The organism is Sagittula salina (assembly GCF_017813235.1).
GTDB lineage: Bacteria > Pseudomonadota > Alphaproteobacteria > Rhodobacterales > Rhodobacteraceae > Sagittula > Sagittula salina.
The window spans coordinates 305,479-325,162 of the sequence record NZ_JAGISH010000001.1 but is presented as its reverse complement, the minus strand read 5'-3'; the positions used below and the strand labels follow the sequence as shown (position 1 = coordinate 325,162).

17 protein-coding genes and 2 tRNA genes are annotated in these 19,684 nt (G+C 66.6%); 6 read left to right on the top strand and 13 right to left on the bottom strand.

What is annotated here, in order from left to right; translation table 11 throughout:
• Positions 1-9 precede the first annotated feature (9 nt).
• Both J5474_RS01500 and J5474_RS01495 read left to right on the top strand, forming a co-directional pair.
• A complete protein-coding gene (locus J5474_RS01500) occupies positions 10-924 on the top strand; it encodes an NAD(P)-dependent oxidoreductase (protein WP_245216180.1) in 915 nt (304 codons plus the stop codon).
• 72 nt (positions 925-996) lie between these two features.
• Positions 997-1,890: a phytanoyl-CoA dioxygenase family protein gene (locus tag J5474_RS01495; protein ID WP_209358628.1), complete on the top strand. Its 894-nt coding sequence runs from the start codon at positions 997-999 to the stop codon at positions 1,888-1,890.
• Between the two features lie 460 nt (positions 1,891-2,350).
• On the opposite strand, the gene J5474_RS01490 is transcribed toward J5474_RS01495, so the two are convergent.
• A complete protein-coding gene (locus tag J5474_RS01490; protein ID WP_209358626.1) occupies positions 2,351-2,932 on the bottom strand; it encodes a DUF4168 domain-containing protein in 582 nt (193 codons plus the stop codon).
• Between the two features lie 240 nt (positions 2,933-3,172).
• Between J5474_RS01490 and J5474_RS01485 the strand changes: the two genes are divergently transcribed.
• Positions 3,173-3,631, top strand: a complete 459-nt coding sequence (locus tag J5474_RS01485) for a DUF302 domain-containing protein (protein WP_209358624.1) — start codon at positions 3,173-3,175, stop codon at positions 3,629-3,631.
• A 162-nt stretch (positions 3,632-3,793) separates the two neighbouring features.
• Here the strand turns inward: J5474_RS01485 and hisA are convergent, their stop codons facing one another.
• On the bottom strand, positions 3,794-4,516 hold the full coding sequence (hisA, locus tag J5474_RS01480; RefSeq protein ID WP_209359479.1) for a 1-(5-phosphoribosyl)-5-[(5-phosphoribosylamino)methylideneamino]imidazole-4-carboxamide isomerase: 723 nt from the start codon (positions 4,514-4,516) through the stop codon (positions 3,794-3,796).
• Positions 4,517-4,663: 147 nt separating this feature from the next.
• Between hisA and J5474_RS01475 the strand changes: the two genes are divergently transcribed.
• Positions 4,664-5,074, top strand: a complete 411-nt coding sequence (locus tag J5474_RS01475; RefSeq protein WP_245216179.1) for a DUF2147 domain-containing protein — start codon at positions 4,664-4,666, stop codon at positions 5,072-5,074.
• 98 nt (positions 5,075-5,172) lie between these two features.
• On the opposite strand, the gene hisH is transcribed toward J5474_RS01475, so the two are convergent.
• The 9 genes from hisH to J5474_RS01430 form a co-directional block, all read right to left on the bottom strand.
• Positions 5,173-5,808: an imidazole glycerol phosphate synthase subunit HisH gene (gene hisH, locus J5474_RS01470; RefSeq protein ID WP_209358622.1), complete on the bottom strand. Its 636-nt coding sequence runs from the start codon at positions 5,806-5,808 to the stop codon at positions 5,173-5,175.
• Positions 5,809-5,850: 42 nt separating this feature from the next.
• Entirely contained in the window at positions 5,851-6,438 is a 588-nt protein-coding gene (gene hisB, locus J5474_RS01465; protein ID WP_209358620.1) for an imidazoleglycerol-phosphate dehydratase HisB, read from the bottom strand.
• A gap of 229 nt (positions 6,439-6,667) precedes the next feature.
• A tRNA-Gly gene (locus J5474_RS01460) sits at positions 6,668-6,742 on the bottom strand.
• A 41-nt stretch (positions 6,743-6,783) separates the two neighbouring features.
• Positions 6,784-6,858: transfer RNA gene (locus J5474_RS01455), tRNA-Gly, on the bottom strand.
• Between the two features lie 95 nt (positions 6,859-6,953).
• Positions 6,954-7,340, bottom strand: coding sequence for a VOC family protein (locus tag J5474_RS01450; RefSeq protein ID WP_209358617.1), 387 nt, complete (start codon positions 7,338-7,340; stop codon positions 6,954-6,956).
• Positions 7,341-7,344: 4 nt separating this feature from the next.
• Positions 7,345-7,743 (bottom strand): rhodanese-like domain-containing protein, encoded by a 399-nt coding sequence (locus J5474_RS01445; protein WP_209358615.1) that lies wholly within the window; start codon positions 7,741-7,743, stop codon positions 7,345-7,347.
• An 82-nt stretch (positions 7,744-7,825) separates the two neighbouring features.
• On the bottom strand, positions 7,826-8,329 hold the full coding sequence (locus J5474_RS01440) for a DUF2314 domain-containing protein (protein ID WP_209358613.1): 504 nt from the start codon (positions 8,327-8,329) through the stop codon (positions 7,826-7,828).
• Positions 8,330-8,539: 210 nt separating this feature from the next.
• On the bottom strand, positions 8,540-11,983 hold the full coding sequence (locus J5474_RS01435) for a pyruvate carboxylase (protein WP_209358611.1): 3,444 nt from the start codon (positions 11,981-11,983) through the stop codon (positions 8,540-8,542).
• Positions 11,984-12,160: 177 nt separating this feature from the next.
• Positions 12,161-13,303, bottom strand: a complete 1,143-nt coding sequence (locus J5474_RS01430) for an alpha-hydroxy acid oxidase (protein WP_209358609.1) — start codon at positions 13,301-13,303, stop codon at positions 12,161-12,163.
• A gap of 167 nt (positions 13,304-13,470) precedes the next feature.
• Between J5474_RS01430 and J5474_RS01425 the strand changes: the two genes are divergently transcribed.
• Positions 13,471-15,186: a hypothetical protein gene (locus J5474_RS01425; RefSeq protein ID WP_209358607.1), complete on the top strand. Its 1,716-nt coding sequence runs from the start codon at positions 13,471-13,473 to the stop codon at positions 15,184-15,186.
• Between the two features lie 140 nt (positions 15,187-15,326).
• On the top strand, positions 15,327-17,969 hold the full coding sequence (locus tag J5474_RS01420; RefSeq protein WP_209358604.1) for an ATP-dependent helicase: 2,643 nt from the start codon (positions 15,327-15,329) through the stop codon (positions 17,967-17,969).
• 140 nt (positions 17,970-18,109) lie between these two features.
• On the opposite strand, the gene J5474_RS01415 is transcribed toward J5474_RS01420, so the two are convergent.
• Together J5474_RS01415 and J5474_RS01410 are read right to left on the bottom strand one after the other, a co-directional pair.
• A complete protein-coding gene (locus J5474_RS01415) occupies positions 18,110-19,060 on the bottom strand; it encodes a class I SAM-dependent methyltransferase (protein WP_209358601.1) in 951 nt (316 codons plus the stop codon).
• Positions 19,061-19,201: 141 nt separating this feature from the next.
• Positions 19,202-19,678 (bottom strand): Lrp/AsnC family transcriptional regulator, encoded by a 477-nt coding sequence (locus J5474_RS01410; protein WP_209358598.1) that lies wholly within the window; start codon positions 19,676-19,678, stop codon positions 19,202-19,204.
• Positions 19,679-19,684 lie beyond the last annotated feature (6 nt).

Sequence of the window (19,684 nt, the reverse complement as noted above, 5' to 3'; positions counted from 1 at the left end):
ATCACTGACATGGGAGAGAAGAGAATGACGAAGGCAAAGGTCGGCTTCATAGGTCTGGGTTACATGGGCCACGGCATGGCAAAGAACCTGCTGCAAAAGGGCCACCCGCTGATGGTGCGCGGGCATCGCAACCGCGCCCCGGTCGAAAGCCTGGTGGGCATGGGCGCGACGGAGGCCGCCTCGCCGCGCGAGATGGCGGAGCAGTGCGACATCATCCACACCTGCCTGTCGAACAGCCCGCAGGTGGAATCGGTGTTCCGAGGCCCGGACGGCATCCTCGCCGGTGCGCGGGAGGGGCTGGTGGTGATCGAGACCTCGACCGCCGACCCGGTATCGACGCTGGCGCTGGCAGAAGAGCTGGCGGCGAAGGGCGGCCATATGGTCGACGCGCCGCTGGGCCGCACGCCGAAGGAGGCCGAGGCCGGCACGCTCGACTGTATGGTGGGCAGCGACGCGGCGATCTTTGAACAGGTCTTGCCGGTGATCCAGTGCTGGGCGGGCAACATCAACCGCGTGGGCGAAGTCGGCGCAGGCCACAAGATGAAGCTGCTGATGAACACCATCTCCATGGGCTACGCCGCACTTTATGCGGAGGTTACGGTGCTGGGCGCCAAATCCGGCATCGCGCCGGAGACGGTCAGGCAGGTGATCGGCTCCTCGCGACTGGGCAACGGCTTCTTCGACACCTTCATGCGCTGCGTGGTGGATGGCGAACGCGACATCCACAAGTTTTCCATCGCCAACGCTTCGAAGGACCTGCGCTACGCGTCGAACATGGCGGCGGCGGCGGATGTGATGACGCTCTGCCTCTCGGCAGCGCGGCAGTACTTCGTCCACGCCGAGGCCACGGGTCATGCGCAGGATTACGTGCCCTGGCTCGCCGACCATGTGGCGGCGCTGAACGGCACGAAACTCGGGGAATGATCCCATCTGTCCGCCGCCCCCCAACCGGGGCGGCGGACCTTCTTTCAGGCGTTGCAAGGGGGAGGAGAGACCATGCTGAGCGCGGAAGAAAAGGCATTCTACGACCGGGAGGGCTACCTGCTGGTGAGGGGCGCGCTGACGCCGGAGGAACTGGCGCAGGCGCGCCGCATCACAGAAGACTGGGTCGAAGCCTCGCGGCAGGTGCGTGAAAGCAACGAGCTTTATGACCTCGACAAGGGGCATTCGGCCACCATGCCCCGGCTGACGCGGATCAAGCTGCCGCACCGCAACGCCCCCTTCTTCCGGGACCTGCTGCGCAACTCGCGCATCACGCAGGTGCTGACCGACCTGCTCGGGCCGGACACGGTCATCAACACGTCAAAGCTGAACTGCAAGGCGCCCGGCGGCGGCGCGGCGGTGGAATGGCATCAGGACTGGGCCTTCTACCCGGCGACGAACGATTCCCTGCTGGCCTTCGGCGTGCTGCTTGAGGACATGGATGAGGAAAACGGCCCCCTCATGGTCATCCCCGGCAGCCATCGTGGTCCGGTGCTGTCGCATCACCACGATGGCGTCTTCTGCGGCGCCGTCTCGCCGGACGATCCCGACTTCGACCGCGACAGAGCGGTGACGCTGACCGGAAAGGCCGGTGACATGACGGTGCACCACGTGCGCATCCTGCACGGGTCGGCACCGAATACCTCCACCCGCGCGCGCCGCATTCTCTTCTACGAATGCGCCAGCGCCGACGCCTGGCCGCTCCTGGGCGGGTCGAGCTACATCCACGCGTTGGGGCAGCGTCGCTTCCACGATGACCTGCTGGAGCGCGTCATTACCGGCGCACCGTGCTACCAGCCCCGGCTGGATTCCGTCCCAGTCCGACTGCCGCTGCCACCGGCGCTGGACAACAGCTCCATCTTCCGCACTCAGGAAGCAGGGGGCATGAAGAGCGCCTTCGCCTCCTGACAGCGAAGCGCGGTGGAGCATGCAACGGGGAAGGGGTCCAGCTCTGCCGTTAGCTGCAGCGTCCAGGGATGAGACGACGCGTCAAGCCGGGCATTCGAAACACCATCCTGACGCCGCCCCGGTTCGAAAGGGAGGAGGAGGCCCAGCACTGCCGGTATTTGCAGACCTCCCATGCCATGCCGGTGCCGGTCGAGCGACATGCGATTCTCTGACCGTACGTCGCCACGGTTCGAAACCGAGCAGGGGGCGCTGCCCCCATCGCAGCGGAGCTGCGATTCCCCCGCGGTACTTGCCGAACCAAAGAAGCAGGGGGAGCGGCGAGCCGGGGCCCGCGCGGCGCGTGCAGGGCGTTGCGGGGGGCGGGTCTGGGCCGTGTAGGTCGGGTGAAACCGGTTTTTAAACGAATAACGCCGCCCCCGGAGGCGGGGGCGGCGCGTGAGGCTTCGGCTGTGGGGGAGGGTCAGCCGTTGCCTTGGGTGGTGTCGGCGGCGGGCGCGTCCGCTTGTGCCTTGAACAGAGCGGCGATGCGGTCGTTGATGGATGCATCGGTCTGCATGGCGCGGCCGATCTCGTTGTAGGTGTCGACGTCCATGCCCTCGGTCGCCTCGACGGCGGCCTTCATTTCGGCCATGGCTTCGGTCTGAAGCTCGGTGGCGGCCTCCTCATTCGGGGCCTGCTTCATCTTCAGCATGTAGTTGGCGCGGATTTCTCCGACGGCGTTCACGGCGGCGACGAAGCTTTGCAGTTCCTCGTCAGTGAATTCGGTTTCAGCAACGGCCTGAGCGTCGGCTTCGGCGCCTGCTTTGGGCTGTGCCCCGGCTGTCGCGCCGTTTTGCGCCTGCGTCTGGACGCCGGTCCCGGCCTGCGTCTTCGCTTCGGCCTTTGTATCCATCGGTGCGGCAGAGTCGGTTCCGGTTTCTGCCTGAAGCTGCGTCTGGCCGGTGGCGGTTGCGTCCGCCCCTTGGGCGAAGGCGGGAGCCATGGGCGCGGCAAACAGGGCTGCGATGGTGGCGGTACCGAGGATCTTCGTCCGGATGGTCATGTCAGTCTCCTTTGCGGGCGTCTGGCGCGGCTGTCGCGCTGCCCGTGGTCAGGAGATGGACGCGCGGAGGCGCCGTATCAAGCGGGGGTCCGGGGCCGGGCGGCGGGCTGCCTAAACCGGGTTTTCGCGTCGGCGGGAAGGCGCGAGGGCGCGGCCGGCGATCCTTGAATGCCGGGGAACGAAGCCCATGGGCCGGGGGTTCGGAGGGTAACACACGATCCAATGGAGAGGAGGATGATCATGCGGGTATTCCTGACGGCGGTTCTTATGCTGACGTGGGGGCCTGTGATGGCCACGGCGGACCAGAACCTGAACTGGGTTGAGGCAGACGGCACCGTGGCAGAGGCTGCGGACCGGCTGGAGGGTGTGCTGGAGGAGGCGGGTGTCGCCGTCTTTGCCCGCATCGACCATGCGGTTGGCGCCAAGGAGGCAGGTATGGCCCTGACTGACGCGGAACTTGTGATCTTTGGCAACCCGACCCTGGGCACACCGGTGATGCAGGAGAATTTTCGCGCCGGGCTGATGCTGCCGCTCCGCGTGCTGGTGGTTGAGGACGACGGGCAGACGTGGTTCGTGATGCAGGACGTGGGCCGCATGATGGAAGCGGTGAACGTTTCTCCCGAGCTGGACAGCCTTGTGCCGCTCAAGGACGCACTGGCGACCCTGACCGAGAAGGCGGCGGCTGCCCTGCCGGAGTGAGGCCCGGACAGGGCAAGTGCGTCGGAACGCTTGGTCGAGGGGGGGGCGACCAGACGCAGGGCGATAGGGGGGCAGCGGGCGCGGACCTCTGTTGCGGCCGCTGCTGTGTTTTCGGGAGCGGCTTCTGGGGCGTGTTCGATTTACGACGCCGGTATTGAAAGATCAGGCCTTCAGCGCGGCGAGCGCCTGCTTCAGGTCGAGTGCGCCGTCGTACAGGGCGCGGCCCGAGATCGCGCCGTTCAGCGTCGCGCCGCAGTCGCGCAATGCCTCCAGATCCTTGAGCGAGGAAACCCCGCCCGAGGCGATCACGGGAATCGTCACGGCGCGGGCAAGCGCTGCGGTGGCCTCCACGTTGGGGCCTTGCATGGCGCCGTCACGGTTGATGTCGGTGTAGATGATGGCGCAGACGCCGTCGTCCTCGAAGCTGCGGGCGAGGTCGGTGGCGTCGACGTCGGTCGTCTCGGCCCAGCCTTTGGTCGCCACCTTGCCGTCGCGGGCGTCGATACCCACGGCGACCTGTCCAGGGAAGGCGCGGGCGGCTTCGCGCACCAGCGCGGGGTTCTCCACCGCCACGGTCCCGAGGATGACGCGGGCGAGGCCCTTGGACAGCCATGCCTCGATCGTGGCCATGTCGCGGATGCCGCCGCCCAGCTGCGCGGGCGTCCGGGTCTGGGCGAGGATCGCCTCGACCGCGGCGGCGTTCACCGGCTCGCCGGCGAAGGCGCCATTGAGATCCACGAGGTGCAGCCATTCGCAACCCGCCGTCACGAACTCCATCGCCTGCGCGGCGGGGTCGTCGTTGAAGACGGTGGCCTTCTGCATGTCGCCGCGCAGCAGGCGCACGGCTTTGCCGTCCTTCAGGTCGATGGCGGGGTAGAGGATCATGGTCAGCGGCCTTTCCTTCATCTCGGCACCCTGCCGTCCGGGCCGCGTGACGTTGCGACACGAGGGGGCGCGCACCTCGGGTCATGCTTGATCGCAGGACGGCGCGGGCGTCAAGGTGAGAAGAGGTCAAAAGGGAGGACTGACGTGATGAAATTCAAGGCTTTCGGACTTGGGGCGCGGGCAATGGGGCTGGCAACCGGGCTGGTTATGGCCGCAGGGCTTGCCGCCGCCGATCCGCTGGAGGGGACCTGGCAGACGGCGCAGGACGACAACGGTCACTTCGGCCTGATCGAGGTGAAGCCCTGCGGACCTGCGCTCTGTGGCAAGCTGGTGCGGTCCTTCGACAGCAGCGGCAAGCAGATCAAGAGCGCCAATACCGGGCGGACCATCATTTCTGAGACGGTGCCGTCGGGCAATGGCCAGTACAAGGGCAAGGTCTATTCGCCGGATCGCGACAAGACCTACAATTCGAAGCTGGAGTTGAGCGGCGACAAGCTGAAGGTCTCGGGTTGCGTTCTGGGCATCTGCCGCAATGGTGGGACCTGGGTGCGTCGCTAAGGCGCCGGTCATGTTCGGCGCGCCCCTTCGGGGGGGCGCGTCCACGTCAAACGCTTGGGGTCTGGCGCTTACGGGCCAGCGCTCTTACGGGCCGGTACTCAGGGGCGCCACGTCAGGAAGTTGGCGATCATGCGCAGCCCGGCGGCGGCGCTTTTCTCCGGGTGGAACTGGAACCCGATGCGCGTGCCGGAGCCCACGATGGCGGTGACATCGCCGCCGTAGTCCACATGCGCCAGCCGCTGCGCGGGATCGTCCATCCGCATCTGGTAGGAATGCACGAAATAGGCGTGTTCGCCGCTTTCGATCCCGGCCAGCACCGGGTGAGCGTGGTCGATCACCAGGTCGTTCCAGCCCATGTGCGGCACCTTCATCGCGGGATCTGCGGGGCGGATCTGCTCCACCGAGCCGTCGATCCAGTTCAGGCCGGGGGTCGCTTCGTATTCGTGGCCCTCGCGGGCCATCAGCTGCATCCCGACGCAGATTCCGAGGAAGGGGCGGCCGCGGACCTCCACCGCCTCCACCATGGCGTCGAAGCAGCCGGAGGCGCGCAGCGCCGCCGCGCAGGCGGGGAAGGCGCCGTCGCCGGGCAGCACGATGTGATCGGCCACGGCCACGGTTTCGGGGTCGGAGGTCACGACGACGGAGCCCGCGCCGGTCTCGGCCGCCATCCGTTGGAAGGCTTTCTCGGCGGAGTGCAGGTTGCCGCTTTCGTAGTCGATGATGGCGGTGAGCATGGGTCTGATCCTTGCGGGCTGGTCAGGCGCGGGCGGGCCGCGTCAGAGCGCGCCCTTGGTCGAGGGGATGGCGTCGGACTTGCGCGGGTCGGGTTCGACGGCCTCGCGCAGGGCGCGGGCCACGGCCTTGAAAGTGGCCTCCGCGATGTGGTGGCTGTTGAAGCCATGCAGGCGGTCGATGTGCAGGGTGATGCCGCCGTGGGTGGCGAGCGCCTGAAAGAATTCGCGCACGAGTTCGGTATCGAAGGTACCGATCTTCGACGAGGGCAGGTCAACGTCCCAGACGAGGAAGGGCCGGGCCGAGAGATCGAGTGCGCAGCGCACAAGCGTGTCGTCCATCGGCAGCAGGCATGCACCGTACCGGCGGATGCCGCGTTTGTCGCCAAGCGCCTGCACGAGCGCCTGACCGATGGCGATACCCACGTCCTCGACCGTGTGGTGATCGTCGATGTGCAGATCGCCCTTTGCGCGCACGGTCATGTCGATCAGCGAATGCCGCGAAAGTTGGTCCAGCATGTGATCGAAGAAGCCCACGCCGGTCTGCATGTCGTACTGGCCGGTGCCGTCGAGGTTGATCTCGACGGTGATCTCGGTCTCGGCTGTCTTGCGGGTCACGGTTGCGCGGCGCATGGGCGGATCCTTCGTGTTTTGCGGCGCTTATAGGCGGCGCAAACGGGCACGGAAAGGGGGCGGCGGCGTTTTGCGGGGGTGCTGTCGCCTGCCGGTCGCAGGCGGTTCACCGGTCCGCAGGGCCGGCGGAGGCTGGCGTTCAGCCAAGGGACGACTGCCTTTGACCTGCCAGACGACGGCCTGCCGGAGGGCGGCGCCTGATATTTGTTGATCGGATAAGTGTGACAACTGGAGCGGGCGAGGCGATTCGAACGCCCGACCCTAACCTTGGCAAGGTTATGCTCTACCCCTGAGCTACGCCCGCAAACCAGTCTGTCGCGCCGGGTTACCCGGCTTTTCACCATTTGGAGCGGGCGAGGCGATTCGAACGCCCGACCCTAACCTTGGCAAGGTTATGCTCTACCCCTGAGCTACGCCCGCTTACCAGATGGTGTGGAGGGGCGTATAAGGCTGCCGCGCGGGGGCCGCAAGCGGAAAAATTCGCCCCGCGCGAAAATTTCCGCGATCAGCCTGCCTTACTTGGCGGCAGGCTCGATAAGGTCCCAGCGGTTGCCCCAGGGGTCGCGGAAAACGGCCACGGTTCCGTAGGGTTCGTGGCGCGGGTCCTCTTCGAAAACGATGCCTTGAGTCGTCATCCGCGCGTGGTCACGGGCAAAGTCGTCGGTGGTCAGGAACAGCCAGACGCGTCCGCCGCCCTGTTGGCCAATGTGGTCGCGTTGCGCACCCACCGCGCGTGCGATCAGAATCGGCGTCTGGCCGTCGCGCCCCACGCGGACCCAGCGTTTTTCCGGGCCCATGGTGGTGTCTTCGAGCAGGTCGAAGCCCAGCGTTTCGGTGAAGAAGGCGATGCCCGCGTCGTACTCCGGCACGAGGAAGGCGAAGGCGGAGAGGGTCATGCTCATGCTGTCAGCCCCATTGCACGTCCTTTTCGACCGGACCGCCCTGTGTCACCCAGTCGGAGAAGCCGTCGCGCAGGTGCGCGGCCTCGAACCCCATGTCCTGAAGGGTGGCCACCGTCAGTGCGGAGCGCCAGCCGGAGGCGCAGTGGAAAACGTAGCGTTTGCCTTCGGCGAACACCGGTTTGTGGTAGGGGCTGTCGGGGTCGACCCAGAACTCGATCATGCCGCGTGGCGCGTGCAGGGCGCCGGGGATGTAGCCCTGTTTCTGGCGTTCGCGGATGTCGCGAATGTCGACGAAGACGGTTCCGGGGGCGTCGAGCAAGGCGATACCCGCCGCCGTGTCGATTTCCTCTATGCGGGCGCGGGCCGCGGCGACCATCTGCGCGGCGGTTTTCTTCAGCGGCATGGCGTCTCCCTGTATGTCCCCGGGACTTTTCCGAGGGTCTGGCACGCAGGCTAGGGCAGGGCGCGCGGCTTGGCGAGGGGGATCAGCGCCAGGCCTCCGGCATGGGATCGGCGGACAGCATGTCGCGGATCTGGCCCGCCTGCGTCCGGGTCATGGCGCGCATCAGCACGCGGGTGGTGTAATGCCCCGACATGCGGCCGTCCTCGCCCAGCACCGACCAATCGACGATCTGCGCCCGTCCAAAACGCACGCGGTCGCCCATCTGATGCCCCGGCAGGTGGGCGGGCTGGTTGGCAAGATGGCCGGTGTACCCCTCGCCGTCGCGCGCGATGCGGTCGACCCAGAGGACCTCGGAGTCGACGTCGAAGTGTTGCACGGGCAGCGCGACCTTCAGGTTCAGGGCCGGGTGGAGCCCGCCCTCCTCGCCGGTCAGGCGCGACAGCACCACGTCGAGATGGCTGCGCGCATCCATGATCGCGGCGCGCAGGGCGGGATCGTCCTCGGCGGTTTCCAGCGCCGCCTCCTGCGCGAGCAGCGGCGTGGCAAGGCAGGCGAGCAAAGCGAGGGGGCGGAGCGGCGTGAACAAGCAGGGTGCCTCCCGGGGCGGCGGATCAAGCGGTCGGCTTCGGGTATAGCGCAAAAGGCTCGCGCCGGAACCGGCGCACGGGCGGGCAGGCGGGATCGGGCCGATCCCTGCCCGGTACGCCGGGTAGGGGGCAACAGCTGGTCGGCCAGCCTTGACAAAAAGAAGGCCCGCACCGGGCGGGCCTTCGGGGTATCTCGCGCTGAGGGAGACTTACTCCAATTCGATCAGCAGGTCCTTCGCGTCGATCTGGGCACCGGCTGCGACGTGCACCGCCTTGACCGTGCCGTCGCGTTCGGCGTGCATCCCGGTTTCCATCTTCATCGCCTCGATGGTCAGCATGAGATCGCCGGTCTTCACCTTGTCGCCGGCCTTCACCCCGATGGAGGACACCACCCCCGGCATCGGCGCGCCGATGTGATTGGGGTTGCCGACCTCGGCCTTGGGGCGCGCGGCGGAAGTGGCCTTTGCCTTGCGGTCGGGCACGCGAATGGTGCGTGGCTGGCCGTTGAGTTCGAAGAACACGCGCACCTCGCCGTCGTCCTGCGTCTCGCCCACTGCCTGAAGGCGGATTTCCAGCGTCTTGCCGGGGTCGATCTCGGCGGTGATCTCGTCGCCCTGTTCCATGCCGTAGAAGAAGGTCCGCGTTGGCAGGGCGCGCACGGGGCCGTACATCTCGTGGCGTGCCGCGTAGTCGGTGAAGACCTTCGGATACATAAGGTAGCCGCTCAGATCCTCGTCGTCGATCTCGGCCCCGCCCAGCTGCTCGGACAGCGTCTTGCGGGTCTGTTCAATATCGACGGGCGCGGCCTTCAGGCCGGGGCGTTCGGTAAAGGGCTTCTCGTCCTTGAGGATCTTCTTCTGGATATTCTTCGGCCAGCCGCCCGGCGGTTGGCCGAGGTTGCCCTTCATCATGTCGATGACCGAGTCGGGGAAGGAGAGGTCCGTTTTGGGGTCCTCCACCTGTGCGCGGGTCAGGCCCTGCGACACCATCATCAGCGCCATGTCCCCCACGACCTTCGACGACGGCGTGACCTTCACGATGTCGCCGAACATCTGGTTCACGTCGGCATAGGTCTGGGCGACCTCGTGCCAGCGTTCCTCGAGGCCGAGGCCCCGCGCCTGCGCCTTGAGGTTGGTGAACTGGCCGCCGGGCATCTCGTGCAGGTAAACCTCGGAGGCCGGGGCCTGCATACCGCTCTCAAATGCCGCGTACTGGCCGCGCACCGCCTCCCAGTAGTTGGAGATCGCTCGGATCGCCGCCATGTCGAGGCCGGTGTCGCGTTCGGTGAAGCGCAGCGCCTCGACGACCGATCCCAGTGTCGGCTGGGAGGTGTTGCCGGAGAGCGCATCCATCGCCGCATCGACGCAATCCACTCCCGCGCGCGAGGCCTCCATGATGGTGGCGATCGCCGCACCGGAGGTGTCATGCGTGTGGAAGTGGACGGGCAGGCCGACCTCTTCCTTCAGGGCCTTCACCAGCGCATAGGCGGCGTTGGCCTTCAGCAGGCCGGCCATGTCCTTCAGGCCGATGACATGGGCGCCCGCGTCGCGCAGTTCCTTTGCCATAGCGACATAGTACTTCAGGTCGTATTTGGATCGGTCCGGGTCCAGCATGTCGCCGGTGTAGCAGACGGTGCCTTCGAGGATCTTGCCGGTCTCCAGCACCGCGTCCATGGCGACGCGCATGTTTTCCACCCAGTTCAGGCTGTCGAAAACGCGGAAGACGTCGACGCCGGTCTCGGCCGCCTGCTTCACGAAGAACTGCACCACGTTGTCGGGGTAGTTGGTGTAGCCCACGCCGTTCGCGCCGCGCAGCAGCATCTGCGTCAGCAGGTTCGGCATCCGCGCGCGCAGGTCACGCAGGCGCTGCCACGGGCATTCCTGCAGGAAACGATAGGCCACGTCGAAGGTCGCGCCGCCCCAGCATTCCATGGAGAACAGCTGCGGCAGGTTGTGCGCGTAGGCGGGTGCCGCGTGGATCATGTCGATCGAACGCATCCGCGTCGCCAGCAACGACTGGTGCCCGTCGCGCATGGTGGTGTCGGTGATGAGCAGCTTCTTCTGCGCCAGCATCCAGTCCGCGACGGCCTTGGGGCCTTTTTCCTCCAGCAGGGTCCGGGTGCCGGGGGCGATCTCCTGCGTGCGCAGCATGGGCGCGCGCGCGGGTTTCAGGTCCGGATGCGGCATGGCGCGGCCTTGCACCTCCGGGTGGCCGTTCACGGTGATGTCGGCGATGTAGGTCAGCACCTTGGTGCCGCGGTCGCGGCGCTTCTTGAAGTCGAAGAGCTCCGGCGTCGTGTCGATGAACTTCGTGGTGTACTGGTTCGACAGGAAGGTCGGGTGCTTTAGCAGGTTGATGACGAACTCGATGTTCGTCGTCACGCCACGGATTCGGAACTCGCGCAGGGCGCGGTCCATGCGCCGGATGGCCTGCTCCGGCGTCGGTGCCTTGGCCGTGACCTTCACCAGCAGCGAATCGTAATAGCGCGTGATCACCCCGCCCGCGTAGGCCGTGCCACCGTCCAGACGGATGCCCATGCCGGTGGCGCTGCGGTAGGCGGTGATGCGCCCGTAGTCGGGGATGAAGTTGTTGGTCGGGTCCTCGGTGGTGATCCGGGTCTGCAAGGCATGGCCGGTCAGGCGGATGTCGTATTGCGAGGCCTTGCCTGTGGCCTCGGCCAGCGTCTTGCCCTCGGCGATCAGGATCTGCGCCTGCACGATGTCGATGCCGGTGACTTCCTCGGTGACGGTGTGTTCCACCTGCACGCGGGGGTTGACCTCGATGAAGTAAAAGGCGCCCGTGTCCATATCCATCAGGAATTCGACGGTTCCGGCACATTCGTAGTTCACATGCGCGCAGATCTTGCGGCCAAGCTCGCAGATTTCCTCGCGCTGCGCCTCGGACAGGTAGGGGGCCGGGGCGCGCTCCACCACCTTCTGGTTGCGGCGCTGAACCGAGCAGTCCCGCTCGAACAGGTGGTAGATGTTGCCGTGCTGGTCGCCGAGGATCTGCACCTCGACGTGGCGGGCGCGGATGATCATCTTTTCCAGATAACCTTCGTCGTTGCCAAAGGCGGCCTGTGCCTCGCGGCGCCCCTCCAGCACCTTTTCCTTCAGTTCCTTGGCGTCGTTGATCGGTCGCATGCCGCGCCCGCCACCGCCCCAGGAGGCTTTCAGCATCAGCGGAAAGCCGATTTCGGTGGCCTCCTTGATGATGGCGTCCCAGTCGTCGGCCAGCACGTCGGTTGCGGGGATGACCGGAACGCCAGCGGCAACGGCCACCTTGCGGGCGCTGGCCTTGTCACCGAGCGCGCGCATCGTCTCGGCCTTTGGGCCGATGAAGGCGATGCCGTTGGCCACGCAGGCGTCGACGAAATCGGGGTTCTCCGACAGCAGGCCATAGCCCGGGTGGATTGCGTCGGCGCCGCTTTCCTTCGCCACGCGGATGATCTCGTCAATCGACAGGTAGGCCTGCACCGGCCCCAGCCCCTCACCGATCCGATAAGCCTCGTCCGCCTTGAAGCGATGGAGGCCCAGCTTGTCTTCCTCGGCGAAGACCGCGACGGTCTTCTTCCCCATTTCATTCGCCGCCCGCATGATGCGAATCGCGATTTCACCCCGGTTGGCGACAAGAATCTTTTCGAATTCGGCCATAAGCGCTGGTCCTCCGACGCATTATTATTGCTTGGTTGCGCAACATTATTACTTTGACGCTGTGCCGCGCCGCAGCGCAAGAGGGTTTGCAAATTAATTGTCGTCACGCGACGGGTTTGCAAAGCCATCGCGCCCGGCGTGGGCATCCGGCCGCGCGAGGAGGCACTGCACGTGCGGTCAGTCCCGGGCGGAAAGCGTGCGGCCGCGCAGGTCTACCGGTCGGGCTGCCCCCAGCTGCCCGATGCAGGCGGTCAGATCGCGGCGCAGGATCTCCACCAGATGGGCCGGGCCCGGCGGCCCCAGTGCGCAGAGCGCGTAGTGCCAGGCCCGCGCCATCATGACGAAATCCGCGCCCAGCGCGATTGCCCTGAGGATGTCGAGCGCCGACTCGATGCCGCTGTCATACAGGATCGGCAGCCGGGTCGCTGCACGGATCGCGGGCAATTGCCGCAGGGCCGCAGGGGCCGCGTCGAACTGCCGCCCGCCGTGGTTCGAAACCCAGATGCCGTCCACCCCAGCGGCCTCCAGCGGAGCGACATCCTTGGCGCCCAGCACGCCCTTCACGACCAGCGGGCCGGCCCATTCCGAGCGCAGCCATTTCACGTAGTCCATGTCCGGCGCGGTGCGCAGCAGGTAGCCCACATGCGCTGTCGGATCGCGCGCGCTGAAGTCCTGTGTGTAGGGCTCCAGCGTCTTCATCCGGGGCATTCCGGCGCGAAGGCGGGCCAGCGACCAGGCGGGGCGCTGCGCGCATTGCGCAAGGATACGCGGCGTGAGTCGCGGCGGCTGCGTCAGTCCGCCCTGTACCTGCGCCTCGCGCCGCGAGGCCACGGGCACGTCGGCGGTCAGAACCAGTACATGGAATCCGCTGTCCCTGGCGCGCCGCAGCATGTCGCGCCGCACGTCCGGGTCGCGCGGCGGATAAAGCTGGAACCAGCCGCGCCCGCCGGTGTGCGGGCCGACCTCCTCGGGGGTCATGGTCGCGACGGTCGACAGCGTATAGGGCAGATCCTGCGCGGTCGCAGTCTTTGCGAGCATGATTTCGGCACCAGGCCAGAGCAGACCGGAATGGCCGACCGGGGCCACGCCGAAGGGCAGGGGGTGGGTCTGACCAAAGAGGCGCGTGGTGAAATCCGGGGCCACTTCACCGTCCAGGATCGAGGGTGTGAACAGCACATCGTCCAGTGCCGCGCGGTTGCGGCGCGGCGTTGACTGCGTGCCGGTGGCGGTCTCCAGAAAGGCCCAGGCAAAGCCCGGCACCCGGCGGCGCGCGCCCGCGCGCAGGTCGGGTATGGTCATGTAACGGCGGTGCAGGTCCATTCCCGCATCTGGCGGGGATTCCTGCAAAGATTCCAGTGGAATGTTTCCGGCGCGGTTCGGTTTGACGGTCATTTATCTCAACTGTTCAACATATTTTAAGCGCCTTCGTCCAAATCTGGCTGCAGAAACCCGGGAGCTGCCCCAGGGTCATCAAACAGGAGAGCGCCATGCACGCCTTGCTACTGGACAGCCGCCCCGACCGCCTGGACCGTCTGCAGATCGCCTTCCTCGAAGCGGGCATTCACGTCACCGGATCGGGGAGCCTCGCGGTGGCCGAATGCTGCCTGCGCCGGGCCATGGTGGACTTGCTGCTGGTCGAGGAAACGGCCGCTGGCCAGTACATGACCGACCTTGTGTCGATGGCGGAGCGGCGCAATCCGAAGATAGCGACGCTGATGCTTTCGGACCGGGTGACCATGGCAACGGACCTGTGGTCGGAGCGGCTCGGGTCGCTCAATGCGGTGCTGGAGGCGGGCGCGGACCCGGCGCTGGTGGCGCGGATGGCACGCAGCGCGCTGGGCGGGCAGGGGGCGCAGGGTGCCTCTGAGGGTGCCACTGGCAGGGCGGTGCAGGATGCGCCGCAGACAATTTCCCAAACGGTGGCGCGGGCCCACGGTGCCGCCCCTGCGCGCGCTCCGCAGGACGTGGTGCAATCTGCGATTAAGACGCCCTCGCACGTCGTCGCACCGCCGCGCCCGCATCCTCAGGCCCCGGCGCAAACCCAGGTCCAGCCGCAAATCCGGCCAACGCCGCAAGCCCGCGCCCCGGAACCGCAGGCCGCCCGTCCGACCCGCGCAGCCACACAGGCGGAGCCTGTCCTGCAGGCCAAGGCCCGCCAGCATGCACAGCAACAGTCGGCGGCCGCTGCCGCGCCAGGGCAGGCGCCTGTTGTGGTCGCCGCGCCGCGCGCCGCAGAGGCCTATCCGGCGCTCAAGGTGCACCCCGCGCTGGCGGCGCAGCGCGCGGCGGAGGCCGATCGCGCCGCCGAACAGGCGCGCATGACGCAGGCGCGCGAACTCGCGCGGCAGCGGGCGCTGGAACATGCCGCGCGCACGCGCACCGCCGAGGCGCGGGAGCAGGCGCTGGCACAGGCCCGCATTCAGGCGGCACGGCAGGCCGCGCGTGGCCCTCAGCCGGAGCGGGTGCTGCGGGCAGAGCCCCTGTCGCGCGAAATCCGCGACCGCGTCGCCGCCCAGAGTACCCCGCGCGCGCAGGGCGCCCAGAGCGACCAGCGCCCGCAAGCCCCCTCGAGGCCGCAGACGTCCCCGCCGCCGCAGGCTTCGGCGGGGGGCAACCAACACATTCCTCATCACGCGCCGGAACCGGCCTGGCCCGCCACAGAGCCGCTGCCGCATCCCGCCGCTACTGACGGTGCGGCGCAGCCCCCTGCGCGCCGCCACCACCAGCCGGCCCATGCCCAGCCGCTCCCGACGCATCAGCCCGTCCAGCACCACCCCGAACCAGCGCGCCCGGCCACGCTGCAGACGCTTGCCCCGAGGCCCCAGCCAGAGCCGCGACACGTGCCTCATCGCGCACCGCAGGCGGCCCCCCAGCCCGCGCCACAGCAGGGGCAACGGCAGGCGCCGGGGCCGCGCGCGCTGCCGCCACGCCCGATCTACGACGACCCGGTGCCGTATCCTTCGCTGCTGGAGGAGCCGCCCACCCGCGCCGCAGCGGAGCCGGTTCCCTTTCCGCAGGTCCCGCCGCGCGCCGCTCCGCATCACGGTCAGCCACATGCTCAACACTACGCGCAGGCCCCCATCCAATCTCCCGCCCAATCTCCCGCCCAATCTCCCGCGCAGCCCGAAGACGATGGCCAGCCGATCTTCCAAAGCTCGCGCCGCCGTCTCGGGATCACCGCTGGCGATCTGATGAGCGCCTGACCGATGGCACGCTGCACCCCGTCCTGAGGCCGCCGGATCGCCTTGGGGCGTGGGTGGGGGGATGCACGGCTTCGCACAACTGCAAGAACATAGCGCGAACGCACCTTTCCCTCCGCTGCGCGAAGCGCTAGATTGGCGGCATGAGCAGTTTCGACGAATTCGATGCCTTCGAGGCCTCCTCCCTGTCCGCCCGTGCCATGGCTGCGCGGCCCATGCCTTATCTCGACGATCTGAACCCGGCGCAGCGCGAGGCGGTCGAATGCCTCGACGGCCCGGTGCTGATGCTCGCGGGCGCGGGCACCGGCAAGACGAAGGCCCTGACCGCCCGCGTGGTGCACCTGCTGAATACCGGCCGCGCCCGCCCGAATGAAATCCTGTCGGTGACCTTCACCAACAAGGCCGCGCGCGAGATGAAGAACCGCGTCGGCCGGATGCTGGGGCAGGTGGTGGAGGGGATGCCGTGGATGGGCACCTTTCACTCGATTTGCGTGAAGCTGTTGCGTCGCCATGCCGAACTCGTTGGGCTGAAATCGAACTTCACTATCCTCGACACCGACGACCAGTTGCGGCTGCTGAAACAGCTGGTGCAGGCGCGCGGCATCGATGACAAGCGCTGGCCGGCACGGATGCTGGCCAATATCATCGACGACTGGAAGAACCGTGCCCTCACGCCGGACCGCGTTCCGGCGGCGGATGCGGGGGCGTATAATCACGTCGGGCCAAAGCTTTATGCGGAGTATCAGGCCCGCCTCAGGGAACTGAACGCCTGCGATTTTGGCGACCTGCTGCTGCATATGGTGACGATCTTCCAGACCCATCCGGACGTGCTGGAGCAGTATCAGCGCTGGTTCCGTTACATACTCGTGGACGAGTATCAGGATACCAACGTGGCGCAGTACCTGTGGCTGCGGCTGCTGGCTTCGGCGCACAAGAACATCTGCTGCGTGGGCGACGACGACCAGTCGATCTACGGTTGGCGCGGCGCCGAGGTGGGCAACATCCTGCGGTTTGAAAAGGATTTTCCCGGCGCGCATGTGGTGCGGCTGGAACAGAATTATCGGTCCACCCCGCATATTCTGGCCGCCGCGTCTGGTGTGATCCGGGGCAACTCCAACCGGTTGGGCAAGGAGCTGTGGACCGAGGCTGAGGATGGCGAAAAGGTCCGGCTGATCGGCCATTGGGATGGCGAGGAAGAAGCGCGCTGGGTCGGTGAGGAAATCGAAAGCCTCTCTGAGGGCAGTTCGGCGATCGCAAAAAGGCGGCAAAACGCGCGATCAGAGCAATTGAAAAGAGAAATCCAACGCCTCGACGACCGAGACGCGTTACGCGGGCTGAATAGTTTGGAGCAGTTGTTCGAAAGATTGAAAAAACATGAGAGTTTTCTCGCAGACGAAACCAATAGAAATCTGTTGTGGGAATTGACTAGTAGGCAGCAAGAGGGTCTGTCTCTCGAGCCTGCTTTTAAGAAATTTTTTCTGGACGATATGGCGATCCTTGTCCGCGCCTCGCACCAGATGCGCGCGTTCGAGGACCGATTCCTGACCATCGGATTGCCCTACCGGGTGATTGGCGGGCCTCGGTTTTACGAGCGTTTGGAAATCCGCGATGCCATGGCCTATTTCCGCATGGTGGTCTCTCCCTCCGACGATCTGGCGTTCGAGCGGATCGTGAACACGCCCAAACGCGGCCTTGGCGACAAGGCGCAGCAGACCATCCAGCGCATTGCGCGGGAGAATGGAGTGCCGCTGGTGGACGGCGCGGCTCTGGCGATCGAACAGGGCGCCATCAAGGGCAAAGGCGCTTCGGCGCTGGGTCGCCTGATCACCGACCTCGCCCGCTGGGGCCGCATGACCCGCGCGACAGTCGCCGTCGAAAGTGACGATGACGTTGTCGAGGATCTCGCCCAGCCGATGCCGACGAATTCGGAGGTGAACCACGTCGAGCTTGCCCAGGTCATCCTCGACGAATCCGGCTACACCGCGATGTGGCAGAACGACAAGACACCCGAGGCCCCCGGCCGGTTGGAGAACCTCAAGGAACTGGTCAAGGCGCTGGAGAATTTCGAGAACCTTCAGGGCTTTCTCGAACATGTCAGCCTCGTGATGGACAACGAGTCCGACGACCACGGCGCCAAGGTCTCGATCATGACGCTGCATGCGGCCAAGGGCCTCGAGTTCCCTGTGGTCTTCCTGCCGGGCTGGGAGGACGGGCTGTTCCCCTCGCAGCGCTCCATGGACGAAAGCGGCGTGAAGGGCCTCGAGGAAGAGCGTCGGCTGGCCTATGTCGGCATTACCCGCGCCGAAGAAGTCTGCACTGTTTCCTTCGCCGGGAACCGCCGGGTCTTCGGCCAGTGGCAAAGCCAGATGCCCTCGCGCTTCGTCGATGAACTGCCCGAAGAACACGTGGAGGTGTTGACCCCGCCCGGTCTCTATGGCGGCGGCTATGGCGCCGCCGCACCGATGGGCGGCTTCGGTGGCGGCGTGAAATCGACGCTGGAAACCCGCGCGTCAGAGGCCAATGTCTACAACTCCCCCGGCTGGCGCCGGCTTCAGGCACGCAGCAGCGAGCGCCCTGTGAGTCAGCCGCGTGAAGCCGCGGGACAGGTCATCGACCTCACCGCCGTCTCGGCCTTCGAGGTCGGGGAACGCGTGTTCCACCAGAAATTCGGCTATGGTCTGGTTTCGGGTATCGAAGGCGACAAGCTCGAAATCCATTTCGAAAAAGCGGGTACCAAGAAGGTCGTGGCCCGTTTCCTCGTGGCCGCCGACGACGTTCCTTTCTGACATCATCGGCAGTCGCCCCGCGTCGGGGCGTCAGCGCCGTCCCCTGCTTCTTTGGTTCAAAAATACCGCGGGGGTCTGGGGGCAGAGCCCCCAACGCGCCGCAGGCGCGCGAGTCGCCTTGCCGCAATCCAGGCGAACCCTCATCCGGCGACCATGACCTCTGCCTTACCCATACCCTCCAGGGGGCGCATTCCGGCCCGCGCCGAGACGATCAGACTCCGCACCGGTTGCCCACGATCCGTCCGCAGTACGGCTTCGGTCATCACCACGGACGTAAAACCGGCGTCACTCAGCAGCCCGTCGATATAGGCCCGCGAATGGGTGAACCGTCGCGTCTCGTGCAACCGCACCGGCGCATCGCCCAGTTCGACCGAGAACGCCAGCAAGCCACCGGGGCGCAGCGCGTCGACGCACCAGGATACCACCCTCTCCAGCGCGCCGATATAGATGAACACATCCGCCGCCACGATCAGATCGTAGCCGTCCGTTTCAAGCGCCAGCGCAGAGATGTCGTACCGGGCCAACAGGTCGTAATCGCCGCGCATCGCCGCCTCGGACAGCATGCCCTGGGAGATGTCGTAGCCCGCCAGCCAGTCGGCGCGGGGCCGCAGCAGCGCGCCCATCAATCCCGTTCCACAGCCAAGATCCAACGCCCGTGCGGGTCGTTCCAGCCCGGCGTCCTCCAGCGCCTGCAAGATCAGTGCCGGACCGCGATAGCCGAGCTTTTCGCACAGCGACGTTTCAAACCGCGGCGCGTATTGATCGAACAGCGTCTCGACAAAGGCGGCGGGCATGGTTTCTGCGATTGGCACGGCGCGCAGCAGGTCGCGGTTGATCGTGGCGCCCAACGGGTCCGAGGGGTCGAGCGTCACCGCATGGGTCCAGGCCTCGGCGGCCTCGGTGTCGTCACCGCAGCCGTGCAGGTATTCGCCCATGCGGAACCATCCCGCGTACCAGCCGGGGGCGAGCGCGAGCGCCTGCTGCAGGATGTCGATGGCGGCGGTGAGGTCGCCGAGATGGGCCATGGATTCGGCGAAACCGGCGCGGCGATCGGCCGCGAGGTCGCCGGAGGACAGGAGGACTCCGGTCATGGGGGACGTCTTTCAAGGGCCCGCTTGTTTCCCGGCTAGCCGGTCCGCGGCGGGGGACACGATTCGCACCGATGTGTGCGTCTCGCGCATGTATGACCGCCGCGTGGCTGCGTCAATTCCTTCCGCAGTCGTTCCCGAGCGTCACGAAATCGGCAGGGGCGCATCGGCTTTGGGCTGGTCCATGACGATCTGCGAATGCACCCGCGCCACGGTGGGGTGGGCCAGAAGAACCTGATGGATCAGCACGTTCAGTTCAGGCAGATCGGCGCACCAGACGCGCAGCAGGTAGTCGGCCTCGCCGGTCATGGTCCAGGCAGAGGTAATCTCGGGCCGGGTGCGCAGCAGGCGGTTGAACTCCGCCCCCTGTTCGGTGCCGTGGCGCGCCAGTTGCACCTGAACAAAGGCCTGTACGTGCAGTCCGAGTTTGAGCGGATCGAGCCGCGCGCGGTAGCCCTGAATGGTGCCGTTTTCCTCGAGACGCTGGCGGCGGCGGCCCGCCTGACTGGCCGAAAGGTTCAGCGCCTCGCCAAGTTCCTGGGCCGTGGCATTGCCGCGCCGTTGCAGCCGGTCGAGCAGGGCGATGTCGGTCCGGTCCATCTGGGTGCGGTTTTCCTGCATGATGTT

Excerpts from the sequence above, each read along its gene's own strand:
- J5474_RS01450 (WP_209358617.1), bottom strand. The coding sequence starts at position 7,340 with ATGAGCATGACCCTCTCCGCCTTCGCCTTCCTCGTGCCGGAGTACGAC.
- hisB (WP_209358620.1), bottom strand. The coding sequence starts at position 6,438 with ATGCGCCGCGCAACCGTGACCCGCAAGACAGCCGAGACCGAGATCACC.
- J5474_RS01430 (WP_209358609.1), bottom strand. The coding sequence starts at position 13,303 with ATGGACCTGCACCGCCGTTACATGACCATACCCGACCTGCGCGCGGGC.
- J5474_RS01490 (WP_209358626.1), bottom strand. The coding sequence starts at position 2,932 with ATGACCATCCGGACGAAGATCCTCGGTACCGCCACCATCGCAGCCCTG.
- hisH (WP_209358622.1), bottom strand. The coding sequence starts at position 5,808 with ATGCTCACCGCCATCATCGACTACGAAAGCGGCAACCTGCACTCCGCC.
- J5474_RS01475 (WP_245216179.1), top strand. The coding sequence starts at position 4,664 with ATGAAATTCAAGGCTTTCGGACTTGGGGCGCGGGCAATGGGGCTGGCA.
- J5474_RS01435 (WP_209358611.1), bottom strand. The coding sequence starts at position 11,983 with ATGGCCGAATTCGAAAAGATTCTTGTCGCCAACCGGGGTGAAATCGCG.
- J5474_RS01415 (WP_209358601.1), bottom strand. The coding sequence starts at position 19,060 with ATGACCGGAGTCCTCCTGTCCTCCGGCGACCTCGCGGCCGATCGCCGC.
- J5474_RS01425 (WP_209358607.1), top strand. The coding sequence starts at position 13,471 with ATGCACGCCTTGCTACTGGACAGCCGCCCCGACCGCCTGGACCGTCTG.
- J5474_RS01485 (WP_209358624.1), top strand. The coding sequence starts at position 3,173 with ATGCGGGTATTCCTGACGGCGGTTCTTATGCTGACGTGGGGGCCTGTG.
- J5474_RS01410 (WP_209358598.1), bottom strand. The coding sequence starts at position 19,678 with ATGCAGGAAAACCGCACCCAGATGGACCGGACCGACATCGCCCTGCTC.
- J5474_RS01445 (WP_209358615.1), bottom strand. The coding sequence starts at position 7,743 with ATGCCGCTGAAGAAAACCGCCGCGCAGATGGTCGCCGCGGCCCGCGCC.
- hisA (WP_209359479.1), bottom strand. The coding sequence starts at position 4,516 with ATGATCCTCTACCCCGCCATCGACCTGAAGGACGGCAAAGCCGTGCGC.
- J5474_RS01420 (WP_209358604.1), top strand. The coding sequence starts at position 15,327 with ATGAGCAGTTTCGACGAATTCGATGCCTTCGAGGCCTCCTCCCTGTCC.
- J5474_RS01495 (WP_209358628.1), top strand. The coding sequence starts at position 997 with ATGCTGAGCGCGGAAGAAAAGGCATTCTACGACCGGGAGGGCTACCTG.
- J5474_RS01500 (WP_245216180.1), top strand. The coding sequence starts at position 10 with ATGGGAGAGAAGAGAATGACGAAGGCAAAGGTCGGCTTCATAGGTCTG.